Genomic DNA, 14866 nt, shown 5'->3' on the forward strand with positions numbered 1-14866 from the left:
TTCTGGCTCGGCCCCACCCTGCTCGACCAGGTCACCCCCGACATGAGCGTCTACACCGACGAGATCTTCGGCCCCGTCCTGTCGGTCGTGCGGGTGGAAACCTACGACCAAGCCCTGGCACTGATCAACTCAAACCCCTACGGCAACGGCACCGCCATCTTCACCAACGACGGCGGCGCGGCCCGGCGCTTCCAGAACGAAGTCGAAGTCGGCATGGTCGGCATCAACGTCCCCATCCCCGTCCCGATGGCCTACTACAGCTTCGGCGGCTGGAAAGCCTCCCTCTTCGGCGACAGCCACGCCCACGGAATGGACGGCGTCAACTTCTTCACCCGCCAAAAAGCCATCACCGCCCGCTGGCTCGACCCCAGCCACGGCGGCATCAACCTCGGCTTCCCCACCAACTGAGCTCNGACGGCGTCAACTTCTTCACCCGCCAAAAAGCCATCACCGCCCGCTGGCTCGACCCCAGCCACGGCGGCATCAACCTCGGCTTCCCCACCAACTGAGCTCATCCCGCGAGCGTGCGTGTCTGCACAAGACACGCCGCTCGGGGGCGACAGTTCGCGCACGCTCGTCACGGAGGCCATGCGATGGCAGAACCCACACTCGTCGCCACGGCATGGACCAGCGCCGGCGACACCTCACCGATGCGGAGCCCGGCGACCAGCCCGGTGCCGATCTCTGACCGCATCGACGCCATCGCTGCGGCCGGCTACACCGGCATGGGCCTGATCGCCGATGACATTGCCGCCGTGCGTGATTCGATCGGCCTCGCGGCACTGCGCGACATGATCGCCGACGCGGGCCTGACCCACGTCGAGATCGAGCTGATCGAACGATGGTGGGTTCCGCGCGGCGACGCGGGCAACACCTACGCCGTCCGGGATCTGCTGCTCGACGCCGCCGAGGTGCTCCAGCCGACATTCATCAAGATCGGTTCGCGGACCGGTCCGGCGTTCACCGACCTGGACCACCTCGTCGCGCCGCTGCGCGAGCTGGCCGACCAGGCTCGGCAGCGGGGTACACGCCTGGCCATCGAGACGATGCCGTTCTCCGGCCTCGCCACCGTCCCGATGGGCGCCCAATTGGCGCACATGACAGGGCATTCCGGGGTCGGCCTGCTCGTCGATTCCTGGCACGTGTTCCGGGCAGGCACCCCGCTGACCGAGCTCGACGCCGCTCTGCCCGGGGAGATGGTCTTCGGCGTGGAACTCGACGACGCCGCAGCCGAGGTGGTCGGCACGCTGTTCGAGGACACCGTGAACCATCGAAAGCTCTGCGGCGAGGGCACGTTCGACCTTTCCGGACTCATCGACCTGCTGCGCGGTAAGGGCTTCGACGGACCGTGGGGCGTGGAGATCCTGTCCGAGTCGTTCCGTGTCCTGCCGGTACGCGAAGCCCTTACGTCGGCTGCCGAGACGGCGCTCGCTGTCCTCTGATGCTCGGCGTAGAGGTGCATGGGGCGCATTCCGATGGCGCTAGTGGATGAACACGGTGTCGACGAGCACGTAGGCCGCCACGGCGAAGACAAGGTAGGCGAACCACCGCTGGAGCCGCTGAGTGTCGAGCTTGGTGCCGTAGTGGCCCGCGACCAGCGACCCGATGATGGCGGTGCCGACGAATGCCCCGGTGATCGTCGAATCGATGCCGGCCGCACCCAGATGCGAGATCACTCCCGCGGCGGAGTTGACAACGATGACTAGCAACGAGGTGCCGATCGCGATCGGTATCTCCACGCCGAGCATCAGCACCAGTGCCGGAACGATCAGGAAACCGCCGCCGACGCCGAACAAGCCCGTCAGCAGGCCGACGAGGAATCCCGCGGGGATCGATCGCGGGGCGCAGCGACGCCAGTTGATCCCGGCGTCTTCCACCCTGCAGGCGGTTCCCGTGTCCCCCTTGGCCTGCAGCATCCGGATCCCCGCCACGACCATCACCAGCGCGAAGCCGGTCAGCAGAACCGGTTGCGGGAGATGCCTGCCGATGGCGGTGCCGAGGAAGGTCGCCGGGATGCCTGCCGCGGCGAAGATCGCGGCAAGCCGCCACTGTACCTGGTGTGCAAGCACTTTCGGGACGGCACCGACAGCGGAGGCGATACCGATCACAATGAGGGAGATCGGAATCGCCTGGCCGATATCGAGGCCCAGAACATAGACCAGTGCCGGCACGGCGAGAATGGATCCGCCACCGCCGAGCAGACCCAGCATCACGCCGATCACGGCACCCAGCGCGAGGGCGATCCCGATGGTCATCGCCGACCCTCTACGAGCACGTCCGGGGCCGTGATCACTCCTTCGGCGAAGACAAGGACAGTGCGTCGATGGCGGCGTGCAACCTGACCGCGGCGTCGTCGGCGACCTCACGCAGACCGGGTTGGTCGGCGACCTGGACCATGATCTGAGGGTCCATTGCGTCGACGATCACCACGCCGTCTCGCTTCGGGTCCGAGCGCACCACGACGTTGCAGGGCAACAACAGGCCGATCTGGCGGTCCACATCGACCGCCCGGTGGGCCAGCGCAGGATTGCACGCGCCGAGGATCAGGTAGTCCTCCATGTCCTCGTCGAGCTTCGCCTTCAGCGTGGCCTTGACGTCGATCTCGGTGAGCACTCCGAAACCCTGCTGGGCAAGCGCTTTCCGGGTCATTTCCACAGCCTCCTCGAAGGAGGCACGCAGTGTGGTGGATATCGCCAGTGTCATTGTCGAATTCCTTTCCAGGTTCTTGCGTCTGAGGTCAGCCTGCGCGTGTTCGCCAATCACGTGGCGCGAATGGCGAGCGCACCGGTTGTCATGTCTGTTTCCTTTCCTGTCGATCGTCGCCGGGAAAGCCCAGCTCGCACGTACATCTCTGGGCTGGGGGTATCGAGCGCATCACGTCATCGACGTGTTCACCGCAACCGGCCCAGCCGGTCATTCCACACCGGGGGCACTTCTGGGGGTAGCACACGGGATCTCCCTGTCAGCTCTCGGCGGCGATCTTCGCGTGCACGTCGGCCATGTCGAGCGCCTTGACCCTGGTGATCAGGTCCTCCAGCGCCGCCGCCGGCATCGCGCCCGGTTGGCGGTAGACAAGCACGCCGTCGCGGAAGGCCATGATCGTCGGGATCGCCTGAATCTGCAGCGCTCCGGCGATTTCCGGCTCCGCCTCGGTGTCGACCTTGGCGTGGATGACGTCGGGGTGTGACGTCGCCGAGCGGTCGAAGACCGGAGCGAAGGCGCGACACGGCCCACACCACGACGCCCAGAAGTCGACCACGACAACGGAGTTGTCGGCGATCGTGGATTCGAAGTTCGATGTTGACAGATTGACTGTTGACATTGCGGAGTCCTTTCTCTGTGCCGCAGTTGGCCTGTCAGGCAAGGCCCTTGAGCATCAGGTTCCAGTACATGAACGGGAGCCCGTACTTCTTGAGATACCAGTAGGCCCGGTGCGGCTTGGTCGGGTCGAGCACCGGGAACGAGGGCTCCAGGTTGAGGTCGTAGTCGAACTCCGCGAGCAGCATGGCGTGCGACGACGTGACGATCGGGCACGACGAGTACCCGTCGTACGACGCACGCAGCGGTTGGTTCGTCAGGACTGCGTCGATGTTGGCCACGACCACGGGAGCCTGCTTGCGGATCGCCGCCCCGGTCTTCGAGTTCGGCGACGAACCGGCGTCGCCGAGGCTGAAGACATTGGGGTAGCGCACATGCTGCATGGTGTGCTTGTCGATCTCCACGTAGCCGGCCGCATCGCCGGTCGACAACGGACTCGACTTGATCCAGTCCGGAGCCGACTGGCGTGGCACGGCATGCAGCACGTCGTACGGCAGCATCGTGTCGGTGCCACCGCCGCCGACGCTGGTGATGCCGACCTTGTGCGACGCCGCGTCGACGGAGGTCATCTCGGCCTCGGTGTGCAACGTGATGCCGTAGTCGGCGATGACCTTGTCGAGGCTGTCGGCGATGGCGGGAATTCCGAAGGGGCGTGCGCCCGGCATGACCAGGTGGACGTCGATATCCTTCAGTACGCCCTGCTTTCTCCAGTAGTCCGACGCCAGATACGCGATCTTCTGCGGAGCCCCGGCACATTTGATCGCCCCCGATGGCACCGTGAACACCGCGGTGCCGGACCGTAGGGTGCGGATGTAGTCCCAGGTGCGCGGCGCGAGATCGAACCGGTAGTTCGACGACACGCCGTCGCGACCCAGGGCGTCCTCTAGCCCCTCGGTGCTCTTCCAGTCGAGCTGGATGCCGGGGCACACGACCAGCACATCGTAGGCGTAGGTCGCCCCGTCGGTGCACGTGACCGTGTTGTTGTCGGGATCAAAGGCGCTGGCGCCATTCTTGATCCATGTCGCGCCTTTCGGCATCACCGAGGACTCGGGCCGCTCGGTCGACGAGGCCTTCGCCTGACCTCCGCCGACGAGCGTCCACAGCGGCTGGTAGTAGTGCGCACTCGACGGCTCGATGATCGCGACATCGGAGTAGCCCTTGCGAAGCAGCCGCGCCGCGACGGTGATGCCGGCGGTTCCACCGCCGACGATCAGGATCTGGTGTTTGGCCTTGGTGATCATCTACGTGTCTCCTGTAATCGAGTCAGGCGTTCTGGGTGGCTTCTGCCCAGGCGCCATAGCCGCCCAGGATGTCGCTGACATCGGTGAAGCCGTGTTGGCGCAGCAGGCTGGCCGCGACCGAGGACCGGTAGCCTCCGGCGCAGTACACGACGGTCGGCGTGGTGGGGTCGAGTTCACCCAGCCGGGCGGGCAACTGGCCCACCGGGATCGGGATCGCGTTCGGGATGGCGCCGGCCTCGACCTCGCCGGGATTGCGGACGTCGACGATCTGCAGTGCGGTGATCTGCGCCGCGCGTTCGTCAAAGGCCTTGGCCGTCAGTCGCGATGCCACCTGGACGTCATCGCGATTCTCGAACATCACCTCGAAGGGCTTGTCGAGGTAGCCGATGACCCGATCGAAGCCGATGCGGGCGAGCCGGTTCTTGCCTTCCAGCTCCTGACCGGGTTCGGTGAACAGCACGATGTCGACGTCGGAGGGCAGGACGGAGCCGGCGAACTCGGCGTAGCGGCCTTCCAGACCGATGTTGACAGCGCGGCGTAGGTGCCCCAGGGCGAACTCCTCGGGCGTACGGCCGTCGACCAGCACGGCGCCGCGGTCGATTGCCGCGAGCACCTCTGGATAGGTCATCGCGGGCGGCATCTTGGTCTCATCGAGCAGTTCGCGGTCCTTGCGGTTGAGGATCGCGTCGTAGACGAAGTAGCCCGGTGCCGGTGGCTGACCCTCGGTGACCAGATTCATGAACGTGGCCTTGTCCGGGGCGCGCAGCGCGTAATTGGTGGCCTTCTGGTCGCCCATCGTGGACCACAACTCGGTGGACAGGTTCTTGCCGCACGCCGAGCCCGCACCGTGCGCGGGGTACACCCGGGTCGCGTCGGGCAGGGTCATCAGCTTGTTGTGCAGTGAGTCATAGAGTTTGTCGGCCAGTTCCTCACGGGTGAACCCGATCGAGGCCAGCAGGTCGGGCCGGCCGACGTCGCCGATGAACAGCGCGTCGCCCGTCAGCACGCCGTAGGGCACCTTGTCGCGAGGGTGCTCGTAGACCACGATGCTCAGCGACTCCGGGGTGTGTCCGGGGGTATGGCGGAACTCCAGCGTGACCTCGCCCAGCGAGTAGATCTCGCCGTCCGCGACACCCATCGACTCGAATTCGGTCTCAGCGACGGAGGAGAAGACGATCTTCGCGCCCGTGGCCTTGGCCAACTCGAGGTGACCGGAGAGGAAGTCGGCGTGAAAGTGGGTCTCGATCACCAGCTCAATGGTCAGACCCAGCTCTCTGGCATCGGCCAGATACTCGGACACGTCGCGCTGCGGGTCGACAACGACTGCGCGCTTGGTGGTTTCGTCGGCGATCAGATACGACGCGTGCGACAGACAATCCAAGTAGTACTGGGTGAACTTCATGTCCTCAGTCCCTTCATTCGGTGCGGTAACGCCATCCTGGCATATACCCCTACGGGTATGTCAACTACCCCTGGGGGTATCTGATTCCTCGCTTGACAATACCCCACGGGGTATGCCTACCATCTCAATCGAATATACCCCCGGCGGTATCTAGGACCCTAGAGGCTTTCGTCACCGCCGGCCAGCTGGAAGGACCCTCATCGCCATGACGACCACCGCAACGATCGATTCGCAGAACCTCAGCGAGCGCCTGTGTTCAGCCGCGCCACCGCGGGTCTTGGACGTGCGGACACCCGGTGAGTTCGAGACCGCGCACATCGCGGGTGCCTACAACGTGCCGCTGGACTTGCTGCGCGAGCACCGCGACGAGATCATCAAGCATCTCGACGACGAGGTAGTGCTCGTGTGTCGCTCCGGGCAGCGCGCCGCGCAGGCCGAGGAGTCGCTGCGCAACGCCGGCCTGACCAACGTGCACATCCTCGACGGCGGGATCGTGGCGTGGGAGTCCGCCGGTTTCGCGGTCAATCGCGGCACTCCACGCTGGGATCTCGAGCGCCAGGTCCGCCTGGTCGCCGGCTCGATCGTGCTGACCAGCATCCTGGGCAGCGTTGCCGCGCCTAAGCTCAAGTGGCTCGCGGCCGGCGTCGGCGGCGGGCTCACCTTCGCCGCACTGTCCAACACCTGCGCGATGGGCATGCTGCTGGCGAAGCTGCCTTACAACCGCGGCGCCACCTGTGACGCTCCGACGGTTGTCGCCCAGCTCATCGGGTCGCCCGTCGCTCAGAAGGTCGGGTGACCGCCATGATCGCGTTGACCGTTGCCCTGGCCGTCTTCGTCGGCATTGCCTTGGGCCTCCTCGGCGGCGGCGGTTCGATCATGACCGTCCCGTTGCTCGCCTACGTCGCCGGCATGGACGCCAAACAGGCGATCGCCACCTCGCTGCTGGTGGTCGGCGTGACCAGCGCAGTCGGCGCCGTCTCACACGCCCGCGCCGGCCGGGTGCAATGGCGCACCGGCCTGATCTTCGGGGCGGCGGGCATGGCCGGCGCCTACGCCGGCGGTCTGCTGGCCCGCTTCATCCCGGGCACGGTGCTGCTCATCGGCTTCGCCGTCATGATGATCGCCACCGCCATCGCGATGCTCCGTGGCCGCAAGAATGTCCACGCCGCCGGTGGCGCACACCGGATGCCGATACCGAAGATCATCGCCGAGGGCCTCGTTGTCGGCCTGGTCACCGGCCTCGTGGGCGCCGGCGGCGGATTCCTGGTGGTGCCCGCACTGGCCCTGCTGGGCGGGCTGCCCATGCCGGTCGCGGTCGGCACCTCGCTGATCGTCATCGCGATGAAGTCGTTCGCCGGCCTGGCCGGCTACCTGTCCAGCGTGCACATCGACTGGGGTGTGGCCCTTGCCGTCACCGCCGCCGCCGTGGTCGGCGCTCTCATCGGCGCACGCCTGACCGCGATGGTCGACCCCGACGCGTTGCGGAAAGCCTTCGGATGGTTCGTCCTGGGAATGTCTTCGATCATCCTGGCGCAGGAAATCCACCTAGCCGTCGGTATGGCCGCTGCTGCGCTGACAGCCGTTGCCCTGGCGATGTACCTCGCCTGCAACCGAACTGGATTCTGTCCGCTACGCCACCTGGTGGCGAACCGCCCCGCCAGCGCGCCGGCATGAGCACCGGGGAATACCCCCGCGGGTACCATGGCTATAACGCGTGAAAGGAGAGACGCTCATGGTTGGTGACGAAGACAGCATCGGCGCAGTGCTCAACAGGCTGCGCAGGGCACAGGGACAACTCGCCGGCGTCATCTCGATGATCGAGCAGGGGCGGGACTGCAAGGACGTGGTCACTCAACTGGCCGCGGTGTCCAGGGCCCTCGACAAGGCTGGTTTCAAGATCGTGGCTACCGGCTTGCGGGAATGCATCACCGGTGAAGGCGCCGACGGCGCGAAGCCGATGACGGAGGTCGAGCTCGAGAAGCTGTTCCTCGCGCTGGCCTGACATCGACCCCGCAGAGTGTCACCACGCGGACCCCGCGAGCGGCCGTGCCCGGTTTCGGCTTTCTTACGACACCCTCTGCGGGGAGTCCGCGACCGCCTGATCGGGTAGACCCGACACCATGATGTATCGGCTGCTGCTCGCCCTGGTCCTTCTCGTCAGCGGGTGCAGCGGTCAGGACGTGGACCAGGCGACCCCGTCCACCACCCCGTCCGCGCCGGTCAGCACGCCGACCACGACAGGCCTCATCCCACCGGGCGCCCCGACCGAGGGCACCCGCCCGCCCACCGACAGCCTGCCGCCCGCCGCCGAACCCCGGTCGGCGCCCGCGCCGCAGCAACCGCCGCCGGGCCGGCTGGTTCCGGTCGGATCCGCACCCGAGGGTGTCGTCGTCGACGCCGTGAGCCGCACCGTGGCCGTCGCCACCCGCAAACCCGACCAGCTGGTGCTGATCAACGCCGACACCGGTGAGATCACCGGACGCACTCCCCTTCCGGGCGTGGCCCGGCACCTGCAGCTCGCCAAACCCGGCGGCCCCGTTCTGGTCCCGGTGGAGAGCGCGAACGCGCTGGTCCGCGTCGAGCTACCCGGCGGCCGCGCGGAGTCGCAGATCATCACCGGCACCGTGCCGCACGACGCGTCCGAGGCGCCGAACGGAACGGTGTTCGTCGCCAACGAGCTCGGTGGCACCGTCACCGTGCTGCGCGGCGACGACATCGTGAAGGTCTTCACCGACAGCGTCCAGCCCGCCGGCATGGCGCCGGTGGGTGACCGGATGGGCATGCTCGACGTGCGCAAGAACGACCTGACGGTGTACGACGCCGAGAACCTGACCATCGTCGGAGCCACGCCCGCCGGCGATGGACCGACCCATCTGGTGGCCGACAAGCACGGCCGCTACATCGCCGCGGATACGCGCGGCGACGCGGTCCGCGTATTCGACACGCAACCCCGCCAGATCGGCGAGATCGCCCAGCCCGGCGGTCCGTACGGCATCACCTACGACCCGACCCGCGACATCCTCTGGGTCGCGTCGTCGGGCACCAACGAGGTCATCGGCTACGACATGGCCGAGCCGACACCGCGCGAGGTGAAACGCATTGCCACGGTGCAGAATCCGTACACCGTCGGGGTCGATGCCAAGACCGGTCGGCTGTTCGTCGCCGGCGTGACCGCCGGCGTCGTGCAGATCATCGACCCCGGCTGAGCGACTCACAGGATGTAGAGCATCTCCTGGTACGTCGGCAGCGGCCACAGGTCGTCGGCCACCACGCCCTCGAGCGCGTCGGCGGCGGCACGCACCGCGTCCATCGCCGGCAACAGCACCTTCTGCGCATGCGTGGCCTCGTCGAGCGCGGACTCGGCGGAGTGGTCCGCAAGCCCCGCCTTCAGCGACCCCAGCGCGGCGGTCAACTCCGCGATCGGCGCTGAAACCGCCTCCAGGAGCGTGGTATCCGCGGCCACGCCGGCTGCTTTCAGCGTCGCCACGTTCTGCGCGAGCTCCGTCTGATACCGCACCGCGGCGGGCAGGATCACCGTGGTGCCCAGCTCGAGGGCCAGCTTCGCCTCGACGCCGATCGTCAGCGCGTACTGCTCGAGACGAACTTCGTAGCGGCTGTGCAGTTCCCGCTCGTTGAACACCCCGTACCGCTCGAACACCTCGACCGCCTCGGGCTTGATCAGCTCGGGAATCGCATCGAGGGTCGTCTTCAGGTTCGGCAGGCCCCGCTCGGCGGCCTCGATCTGCCAGTTCTCCGAGTAACCGTCGCCGTTGAACACCACCGCGCCGTGATCGGTGATGATCTCGGTCAGCAGCTTCTGCACGGCCTGGTCGAAGTCCTCGCCGTCGCCAACGGCCTTCTCCAGCGCCGTCGCCATGTAATCCAGCGAGTCGGCCATGATCGTATTGAGGATGATCATGGGCACGTTGATGGTCTGACCCGATCCGGGCGCGCGGAACTCGAACCTGTTGCCGGTGAACGCGAACGGGCTGGTGCGGTTCCGGTCGCCGGGATCGGTGGGCAGCTCGGGCAGCGTGTCGACGCCGATGATCATCGACCCCTTGCCCTTCGACGACGTCGCCGCCCCCTTGGCGATCTGCTCGAACACATCGGCCAGCTGCGCGCCCAGGAAGATCGAGATGATCGCCGGCGGAGCCTCGTTGGCGCCGAGCCGGTGGTCGTTGGTCGCCGAGGCCACCGACACCCGCAGCAGACCCGCGAACTTGTGCACGGCGCGGATCACCGCGGCGCAGAACACCAGGAACTGGGCGCTCTCGTGCGGGGTGTCGCCGGGCACCAGCAGGCTGCCGAACTGCGCGTTGCCCATCGAGAAGTTGACGTGCTTGCCCGAGCCGTTGACCCCGGCGAACGGCTTCTCGTGGAAGAGGCACTCCATGCCGTGCTTCTTGGCGACGTTGCGGAAGATCGTCATCAGCAGCTGTTGGTGGTCGGCGGCGATGTTGGCCCGCTCGAACATCGGCGCGATCTCGAACTGGCCGGGAGCGACCTCGTTGTGCCGGGTCTTGGCGGGGATGCCGAGCTTGAACAGCTCGCGCTCGGTGTCCATCATGAAGCCCAGCACCCGCTCGGGCACCGAGCCGAAGTAGTGGTCGTCGAACTCCTGGCCCTTCGGCGGCTTGGCTCCGAACAGGGTGCGGCCCGCGTTGATCAGGTCGGGCCGGGCGAGGAAGAAGTGCCGGTCGACCAGGAAGTACTCCTGTTCCGGACCGCAGAACGACACGATGTTGTCGAAGTCCTTGTGCCCGAACAGCTTCAGGATGCGCTCGGCTTGCGTGCCCATCGCCTGCTGGCTGCGCAGCAGCGGGGTCTTGTAGTCCAGGGCCTCCCCGGTCATCGACACGAACACCGTCGGGATGCACAGCGTGTTGCCGTTCGGGTTCTCCAGGATGTAGGCGGGACTGGTGACGTCCCATCCGGTGTAACCGCGCGCCTCGAAGGTGCTGCGCAGACCGCCGGACGGGAAGCTCGACGCGTCGGGCTCGCCCTGGATCAACGTCTTGCCCGCGAACTCGGCCAGCGTCTGCCCGTCGGAGACCGGCTCGAGGAAGCTGTCGTGCTTCTCGGCGGTCAGTCCGGTCATCGGGTAGAAGACGTGCGCGTAGTGCGTCGCACCCTTCGACAGTGCCCAGTCCTTCATCGCCGAGGCGACCGAGTCGGCGACCGCCGGGTCGAGCTTGGCGCCCTTCTCGATGGTGGCGACCACGGACTTGTACACCGACTTAGGGAGCCGCAGCTGCATCTCCGCCTTGGTGAACACGTTCGACCCGAACACCTCGCCGGGCGCCTCGGCCGGGTCGAAGCTGATCGCCGGCGGGACATACGCTTCGACATTGTTGATCGCCTGCAGGCGTACCGAGTTACCGCTCAATGGACTTCCTTATCCGCTGCGTCGTCCGCATCTGTTTCACGGACGATTGACCGGCCAACAGTAGGAACACTGAATGCCGATCCTGTTACGTGCGCGTCAACGCCAGAATGCGGAGATGACGGACGGGGCGTCGTGGCCGTCCCGCGGTGAACAGACCACAATGGGACAGATGTCCGAGCGAAAGCGATTTCCGTGGGCCGGGTGACGGCGCGCCGACGGGTGCACCACGTGACGGCCGACAGCACGGCCGCGCGCCCCGAGACCCTGGTCGTCGAGGAACCGCTCGAGATCCGCGTCGACGGCCGTGCGATCACGGTCACGATGCGCACCCCGGGGTCCGACGTCGAGCTGGCGCAGGGCTTCCTGCTCACCGAGGGCGTCGTGACGCGACGGGAGGACATCGCCTCGGTGCGGTACTGCCGCGGCGCCGACGACACCGGGGTCAACAGCTACAACGTGCTCGACGTGACGCTGACGCCCGGCGTCGCCGCACCGGAGGTCGACCCGACGCGCAACTTCTACACCACGTCGTCGTGCGGGGTGTGCGGCAAGGCGTCGCTTGAAGCCGTCCGGCTCGTCAGCAAGCACGCTCCCGGCGACGACCCGTCGAGTATCACCGCGGAGACACTCTCGGCGATGCCGGACGCGCTGCGCAGCCGGCAGAAGGTCTTCGCCGCCACCGGCGGCCTGCACGGCGCCGCCCTGTTCGACACCGACGGGGTGCCGCTGGTCGTGCGCGAGGACATCGGTCGCCACAACGCCGTCGACAAGGTCATCGGATGGGCGCTGGAGCAGCATCGGATTCCGCTGGGCGGAACGGTGCTGCTCGTGAGCGGGCGGGCGTCGTTCGAACTGACCCAGAAGGCCGTGATGGCCGGCATCCCGATGCTTGCGGCGGTGTCGGCGCCGTCGTCACTGGCGGTGGATCTGGCCGCCCAGTCCGGCGTGACGCTGGTCGCCTTCCTGCGCGGCGACTCGATGAACGTCTACACCCGGCCCGACCGCGTCAAGAGCTGACGACGAAAGTGCACTGGCGGTCGTCAGTCTGCTGACTGAACGACCGCCAGTGCACTCTCGCGGTGGTGAAACTCAGGCGGTCTTGTCGCGGCGCTCCGGGCGCTGCGGCTTACGCGGCACGATGGTCGGCAGGACGTTGTCCTCGACGGTCTCCTTGGTGACGACCACCTTGGCGACGTCGTCGCGGCTGGGGATGTCGTACATCACCGGCAGCAGGACTTCCTCCATGATGGCGCGCAGACCGCGGGCACCGGTGCCCCGGTGGATCGCCTGATCGGCGATGGCCTCCAGTGCGTCGTCGGCGAACTCCAGCTCCACGCCGTCCATCTCGAACAGCCGCGTGTACTGCTTGACCAACGCGTTCTTCGGCTTGGACAGGATCTGCACCAGAGATTCCTTGTCCAGGTTGGTCACCGAGGCCACGACCGGCAGACGGCCGATGAACTCCGGGATCAGCCCGAACTTGATCAGATCCTCGGGCATGACCTCCGCGAAGTGGTCCTGCGTGTCGATCTCGGCCTTCGAGTGCACCTCGGCACCGAAGCCCAGGCCGCGCTTGCCGACGCGGTCGGAGACGATCTTCTCCAGCCCGGCGAAGGCCCCGGCCACGATGAACAACACGTTCGTCGTGTCGATCTGGATGAACTCCTGATGCGGGTGCTTGCGGCCGCCCTGCGGCGGCACCGACGCCTGCGTGCCCTCGAGGATCTTCAGCAGCGCCTGCTGCACACCCTCGCCGGACACGTCGCGGGTGATCGACGGGTTCTCGCTCTTGCGGGCGATCTTGTCGACCTCGTCGATGTAGATGATGCCGGTCTCGGCGCGCTTGACGTCGTAGTCGGCCGCCTGGATCAGCTTGAGCAGAATGTTCTCGACGTCCTCACCGACGTAGCCGGCTTCGGTGAGTGCGGTCGCGTCCGCGATGGCGAACGGGACGTTGAGCATCTTGGCCAGCGTCTGCGCCAGGTAGGTTTTGCCGCAGCCGGTCGGGCCGAGCATCAGGATGTTGGACTTGGCCAGCTCCACGGGCTCCGAGCGCGAGTCGCGGCTCTTCTCCCCCGCCTGGATCCGCTTGTAATGGTTGTAGACCGCCACGGCCAGCGTGCGCTTCGCGGTGTCCTGACCGATGACGTAACCCTCGAGGAAGTCGCGGATCTCCGCCGGCTTCGGCAGCTCGTCGAGTTTGACGTCGTCGGCGTCGGCCAGTTCCTCCTCGATGATCTCGTTGCACAGGTCGATGCACTCGTCGCAGATGTAGACGCCCGGTCCCGCAATGAGCTTCTTCACCTGCTTCTGGCTCTTTCCGCAGAACGAGCACTTCAGCAGGTCACCGCCGTCTCCAATGCGTGCCATGGTGCTGGGGTCCTACTTCCTGTTGCTGTCGCTGATCGATCGATTCGGTGGGTCGCACCGCAACATTCCCGACGCTACCCGCATATTCCGGCGCCGTGCGACCGATGAGGTCGAATAGCGTCGCTGATATTCATGTGTGGTGGCGACAACATATCGCCTGTTCTCGTGCCGACGGTCCTGGAACGCACCACCGTGTCTCTGGCGTGTCGCCGCCGTTACCCGAACGAGAGTACCCACCTGCGCTGGGGACGTACGGTGACGTCGTGAATCTCCCCCCGCTGCACGACGCGGTGCTGGTCAGCGACGGTGGCCTGGCCACGGAACTCGAGGCGCGCGGGCACGATCTCTCGGATGATCTGTGGTCGGCGCGGCTGCTCCTCGATGCCCCCGAGGAGATCGTCGCGGTGCACACCGCGTTCTTGCGCGCGGGCGCCCAGATCGCGACGACGGCGACCTATCAGGCGTCGTTCGACGGGTTCGCGTCCCGCGGCATCGACCGGCCGACCGCCCGGATGCTGCTGCGCCGCGGCGTGGAGTTGGCCCGGTCGGCGCGCGACGCGGTCGGCCGAGGGTGGGTGGCCGCATCGGTCGGCCCCTACGGCGCCGCACTGGCCAACGGCGAGGAGTATCAGGGCCGCTACGGCCTGACGGTGGCGCAGCTGCGCGACTGGCACCGGGAGAGACTTGAGATCATCGCCGACGCCGGTCCGGATCTGCTGGCGGTCGAGACCATCCCCGACGTCGACGAGGCCGAGGCCGTCACCGCTCTGCTGCGGGACGTGGGGCTGCCGGCGTGGCTGTCGTACACGATCGCCGGAGACGCCACCCGCGCGGGCCAACCGCTGGCCGACGCGTTCGCCGTCGCCGCCGACAGCCCCGAGGTCGTCGCGGTCGGCGTGAACTGCTGCGCACCCGAGGACGTCCTGCCCGCGGTGAGCATCGCGGCCGAGGTGACGGGAAAACCCGTCGTCGTCTACCCCAACAGCGGCGAGGTGTGGGACGGACCGCGCCGGGTGTGGACCGGCTCGTCGAGCTGGCAGCCCGGACTGGTGCCGCAGTGGGTGGCGGCCGGCGCCCGCATCATCGGTGGGTGCTGCCGGGTGCGGCCATCAGACATCGCCCGCATCGCCGACGACGTCGGCTAGC

Annotated in this window: 15 protein-coding genes; 8 read left to right on the forward strand and 7 right to left on the reverse strand. The window is 67.0% G+C overall.

Features of this window, described 5'->3' with window-relative positions:
* Both MCHLDSM_RS28255 and MCHLDSM_RS28260 read left to right on the forward strand, forming a co-directional pair.
* The coding region (locus MCHLDSM_RS28255; protein WP_048473143.1) for an aldehyde dehydrogenase family protein at positions 1-408 on the forward strand (408 nt) is incomplete at its 5' end.
* A 185-nt stretch (positions 409-593) separates the two neighbouring features.
* The gene (locus MCHLDSM_RS28260) at positions 594-1442 is read left to right on the forward strand and encodes a sugar phosphate isomerase/epimerase family protein (protein WP_048473144.1); all 849 of its coding nucleotides are present in this window, start codon (positions 594-596) and stop codon (positions 1440-1442) included.
* 39 nt (positions 1443-1481) lie between these two features.
* On the opposite strand, the gene MCHLDSM_RS28265 is transcribed toward MCHLDSM_RS28260, so the two are convergent.
* From MCHLDSM_RS28265 to MCHLDSM_RS28285, 5 genes are all read right to left on the reverse strand, one after another.
* A complete protein-coding gene (locus MCHLDSM_RS28265) occupies positions 1482-2255 on the reverse strand; it encodes a sulfite exporter TauE/SafE family protein (protein WP_048473145.1) in 774 nt (257 codons plus the stop codon).
* A 34-nt stretch (positions 2256-2289) separates the two neighbouring features.
* The gene (locus tag MCHLDSM_RS28270) at positions 2290-2703 is read right to left on the reverse strand and encodes a DUF302 domain-containing protein (RefSeq protein ID WP_048473146.1); all 414 of its coding nucleotides are present in this window, start codon (positions 2701-2703) and stop codon (positions 2290-2292) included.
* Between the two features lie 259 nt (positions 2704-2962).
* On the reverse strand, positions 2963-3322 hold the full coding sequence (trxA, locus tag MCHLDSM_RS28275) for a thioredoxin (protein WP_048473147.1): 360 nt from the start codon (positions 3320-3322) through the stop codon (positions 2963-2965).
* Positions 3323-3356: 34 nt separating this feature from the next.
* Complete coding sequence (locus MCHLDSM_RS28280; RefSeq protein WP_048473148.1) at positions 3357-4559, reverse strand: NAD(P)/FAD-dependent oxidoreductase; 1203 nt, start codon at positions 4557-4559, stop codon at positions 3357-3359.
* Between the two features lie 22 nt (positions 4560-4581).
* Positions 4582-5961: an MBL fold metallo-hydrolase gene (locus MCHLDSM_RS28285; RefSeq protein WP_048473149.1), complete on the reverse strand. Its 1380-nt coding sequence runs from the start codon at positions 5959-5961 to the stop codon at positions 4582-4584.
* A 205-nt stretch (positions 5962-6166) separates the two neighbouring features.
* On the opposite strand from MCHLDSM_RS28285, the gene MCHLDSM_RS28290 reads away from it, so the two are divergent.
* From MCHLDSM_RS28290 to MCHLDSM_RS28305, 4 genes are all read left to right on the forward strand, one after another.
* Complete coding sequence (locus tag MCHLDSM_RS28290) at positions 6167-6757, forward strand: rhodanese-like domain-containing protein (RefSeq protein ID WP_048473150.1); 591 nt, start codon at positions 6167-6169, stop codon at positions 6755-6757.
* A 5-nt stretch (positions 6758-6762) separates the two neighbouring features.
* The gene (locus MCHLDSM_RS28295) at positions 6763-7635 is read left to right on the forward strand and encodes a sulfite exporter TauE/SafE family protein (protein ID WP_048473379.1); all 873 of its coding nucleotides are present in this window, start codon (positions 6763-6765) and stop codon (positions 7633-7635) included.
* 58 nt (positions 7636-7693) lie between these two features.
* Positions 7694-7963, forward strand: coding sequence for a metal-sensitive transcriptional regulator (locus MCHLDSM_RS28300; RefSeq protein ID WP_048473151.1), 270 nt, complete (start codon positions 7694-7696; stop codon positions 7961-7963).
* Positions 7964-8081: 118 nt separating this feature from the next.
* Entirely contained in the window at positions 8082-9167 is a 1086-nt protein-coding gene (locus MCHLDSM_RS28305; protein WP_048473152.1) for a YncE family protein, read from the forward strand.
* Between the two features lie 5 nt (positions 9168-9172).
* Here MCHLDSM_RS28305 and MCHLDSM_RS28310 read toward each other — a convergent pair whose 3' ends face one another.
* On the reverse strand, positions 9173-11350 hold the full coding sequence (locus MCHLDSM_RS28310; protein ID WP_048473153.1) for a glutamine synthetase III family protein: 2178 nt from the start codon (positions 11348-11350) through the stop codon (positions 9173-9175).
* Between the two features lie 192 nt (positions 11351-11542).
* Here MCHLDSM_RS28310 and fdhD point away from each other — a divergent pair, with 192 nt between their 5' ends.
* Complete coding sequence (gene fdhD, locus MCHLDSM_RS28315) at positions 11543-12367, forward strand: formate dehydrogenase accessory sulfurtransferase FdhD (RefSeq protein WP_048473154.1); 825 nt, start codon at positions 11543-11545, stop codon at positions 12365-12367.
* 72 nt (positions 12368-12439) lie between these two features.
* Here the strand turns inward: fdhD and clpX are convergent, their stop codons facing one another.
* Positions 12440-13720: an ATP-dependent Clp protease ATP-binding subunit ClpX gene (gene clpX / locus MCHLDSM_RS28320; protein ID WP_048473155.1), complete on the reverse strand. Its 1281-nt coding sequence runs from the start codon at positions 13718-13720 to the stop codon at positions 12440-12442.
* A gap of 263 nt (positions 13721-13983) precedes the next feature.
* On the opposite strand from clpX, the gene mmuM reads away from it, so the two are divergent.
* The gene (gene mmuM, locus MCHLDSM_RS28325; RefSeq protein ID WP_234714229.1) at positions 13984-14865 is read left to right on the forward strand and encodes a homocysteine S-methyltransferase; all 882 of its coding nucleotides are present in this window, start codon (positions 13984-13986) and stop codon (positions 14863-14865) included.
* Position 14866: the final 1 nt, after the last annotated feature.

This window comes from Mycolicibacterium chlorophenolicum (assembly GCF_001044235.1).
Taxonomy (GTDB): Bacteria; Actinomycetota; Actinomycetes; order Mycobacteriales; family Mycobacteriaceae; genus Mycobacterium; species Mycobacterium chlorophenolicum.

Coding starts and splice junctions, on each gene's coding strand:
- MCHLDSM_RS28260 (WP_048473144.1), top strand. CDS start 594: ATGGCAGAACCCACACTCGTCGCCACGGCATGGACCAGCGCCGGCGAC.
- MCHLDSM_RS28270 (WP_048473146.1), bottom strand. CDS start 2,703: ATGACACTGGCGATATCCACCACACTGCGTGCCTCCTTCGAGGAGGCT.
- MCHLDSM_RS28265 (WP_048473145.1), bottom strand. CDS start 2,255: ATGACCATCGGGATCGCCCTCGCGCTGGGTGCCGTGATCGGCGTGATG.
- MCHLDSM_RS28290 (WP_048473150.1), top strand. CDS start 6,167: ATGACGACCACCGCAACGATCGATTCGCAGAACCTCAGCGAGCGCCTG.
- MCHLDSM_RS28295 (WP_048473379.1), top strand. CDS start 6,763: ATGATCGCGTTGACCGTTGCCCTGGCCGTCTTCGTCGGCATTGCCTTG.
- MCHLDSM_RS28300 (WP_048473151.1), top strand. CDS start 7,694: ATGGTTGGTGACGAAGACAGCATCGGCGCAGTGCTCAACAGGCTGCGC.
- MCHLDSM_RS28305 (WP_048473152.1), top strand. CDS start 8,082: ATGATGTATCGGCTGCTGCTCGCCCTGGTCCTTCTCGTCAGCGGGTGC.
- clpX (WP_048473155.1), bottom strand. CDS start 13,720: ATGGCACGCATTGGAGACGGCGGTGACCTGCTGAAGTGCTCGTTCTGC.
- trxA (WP_048473147.1), bottom strand. CDS start 3,322: ATGTCAACAGTCAATCTGTCAACATCGAACTTCGAATCCACGATCGCC.
- MCHLDSM_RS28285 (WP_048473149.1), bottom strand. CDS start 5,961: ATGAAGTTCACCCAGTACTACTTGGATTGTCTGTCGCACGCGTCGTAT.
- MCHLDSM_RS28280 (WP_048473148.1), bottom strand. CDS start 4,559: ATGATCACCAAGGCCAAACACCAGATCCTGATCGTCGGCGGTGGAACC.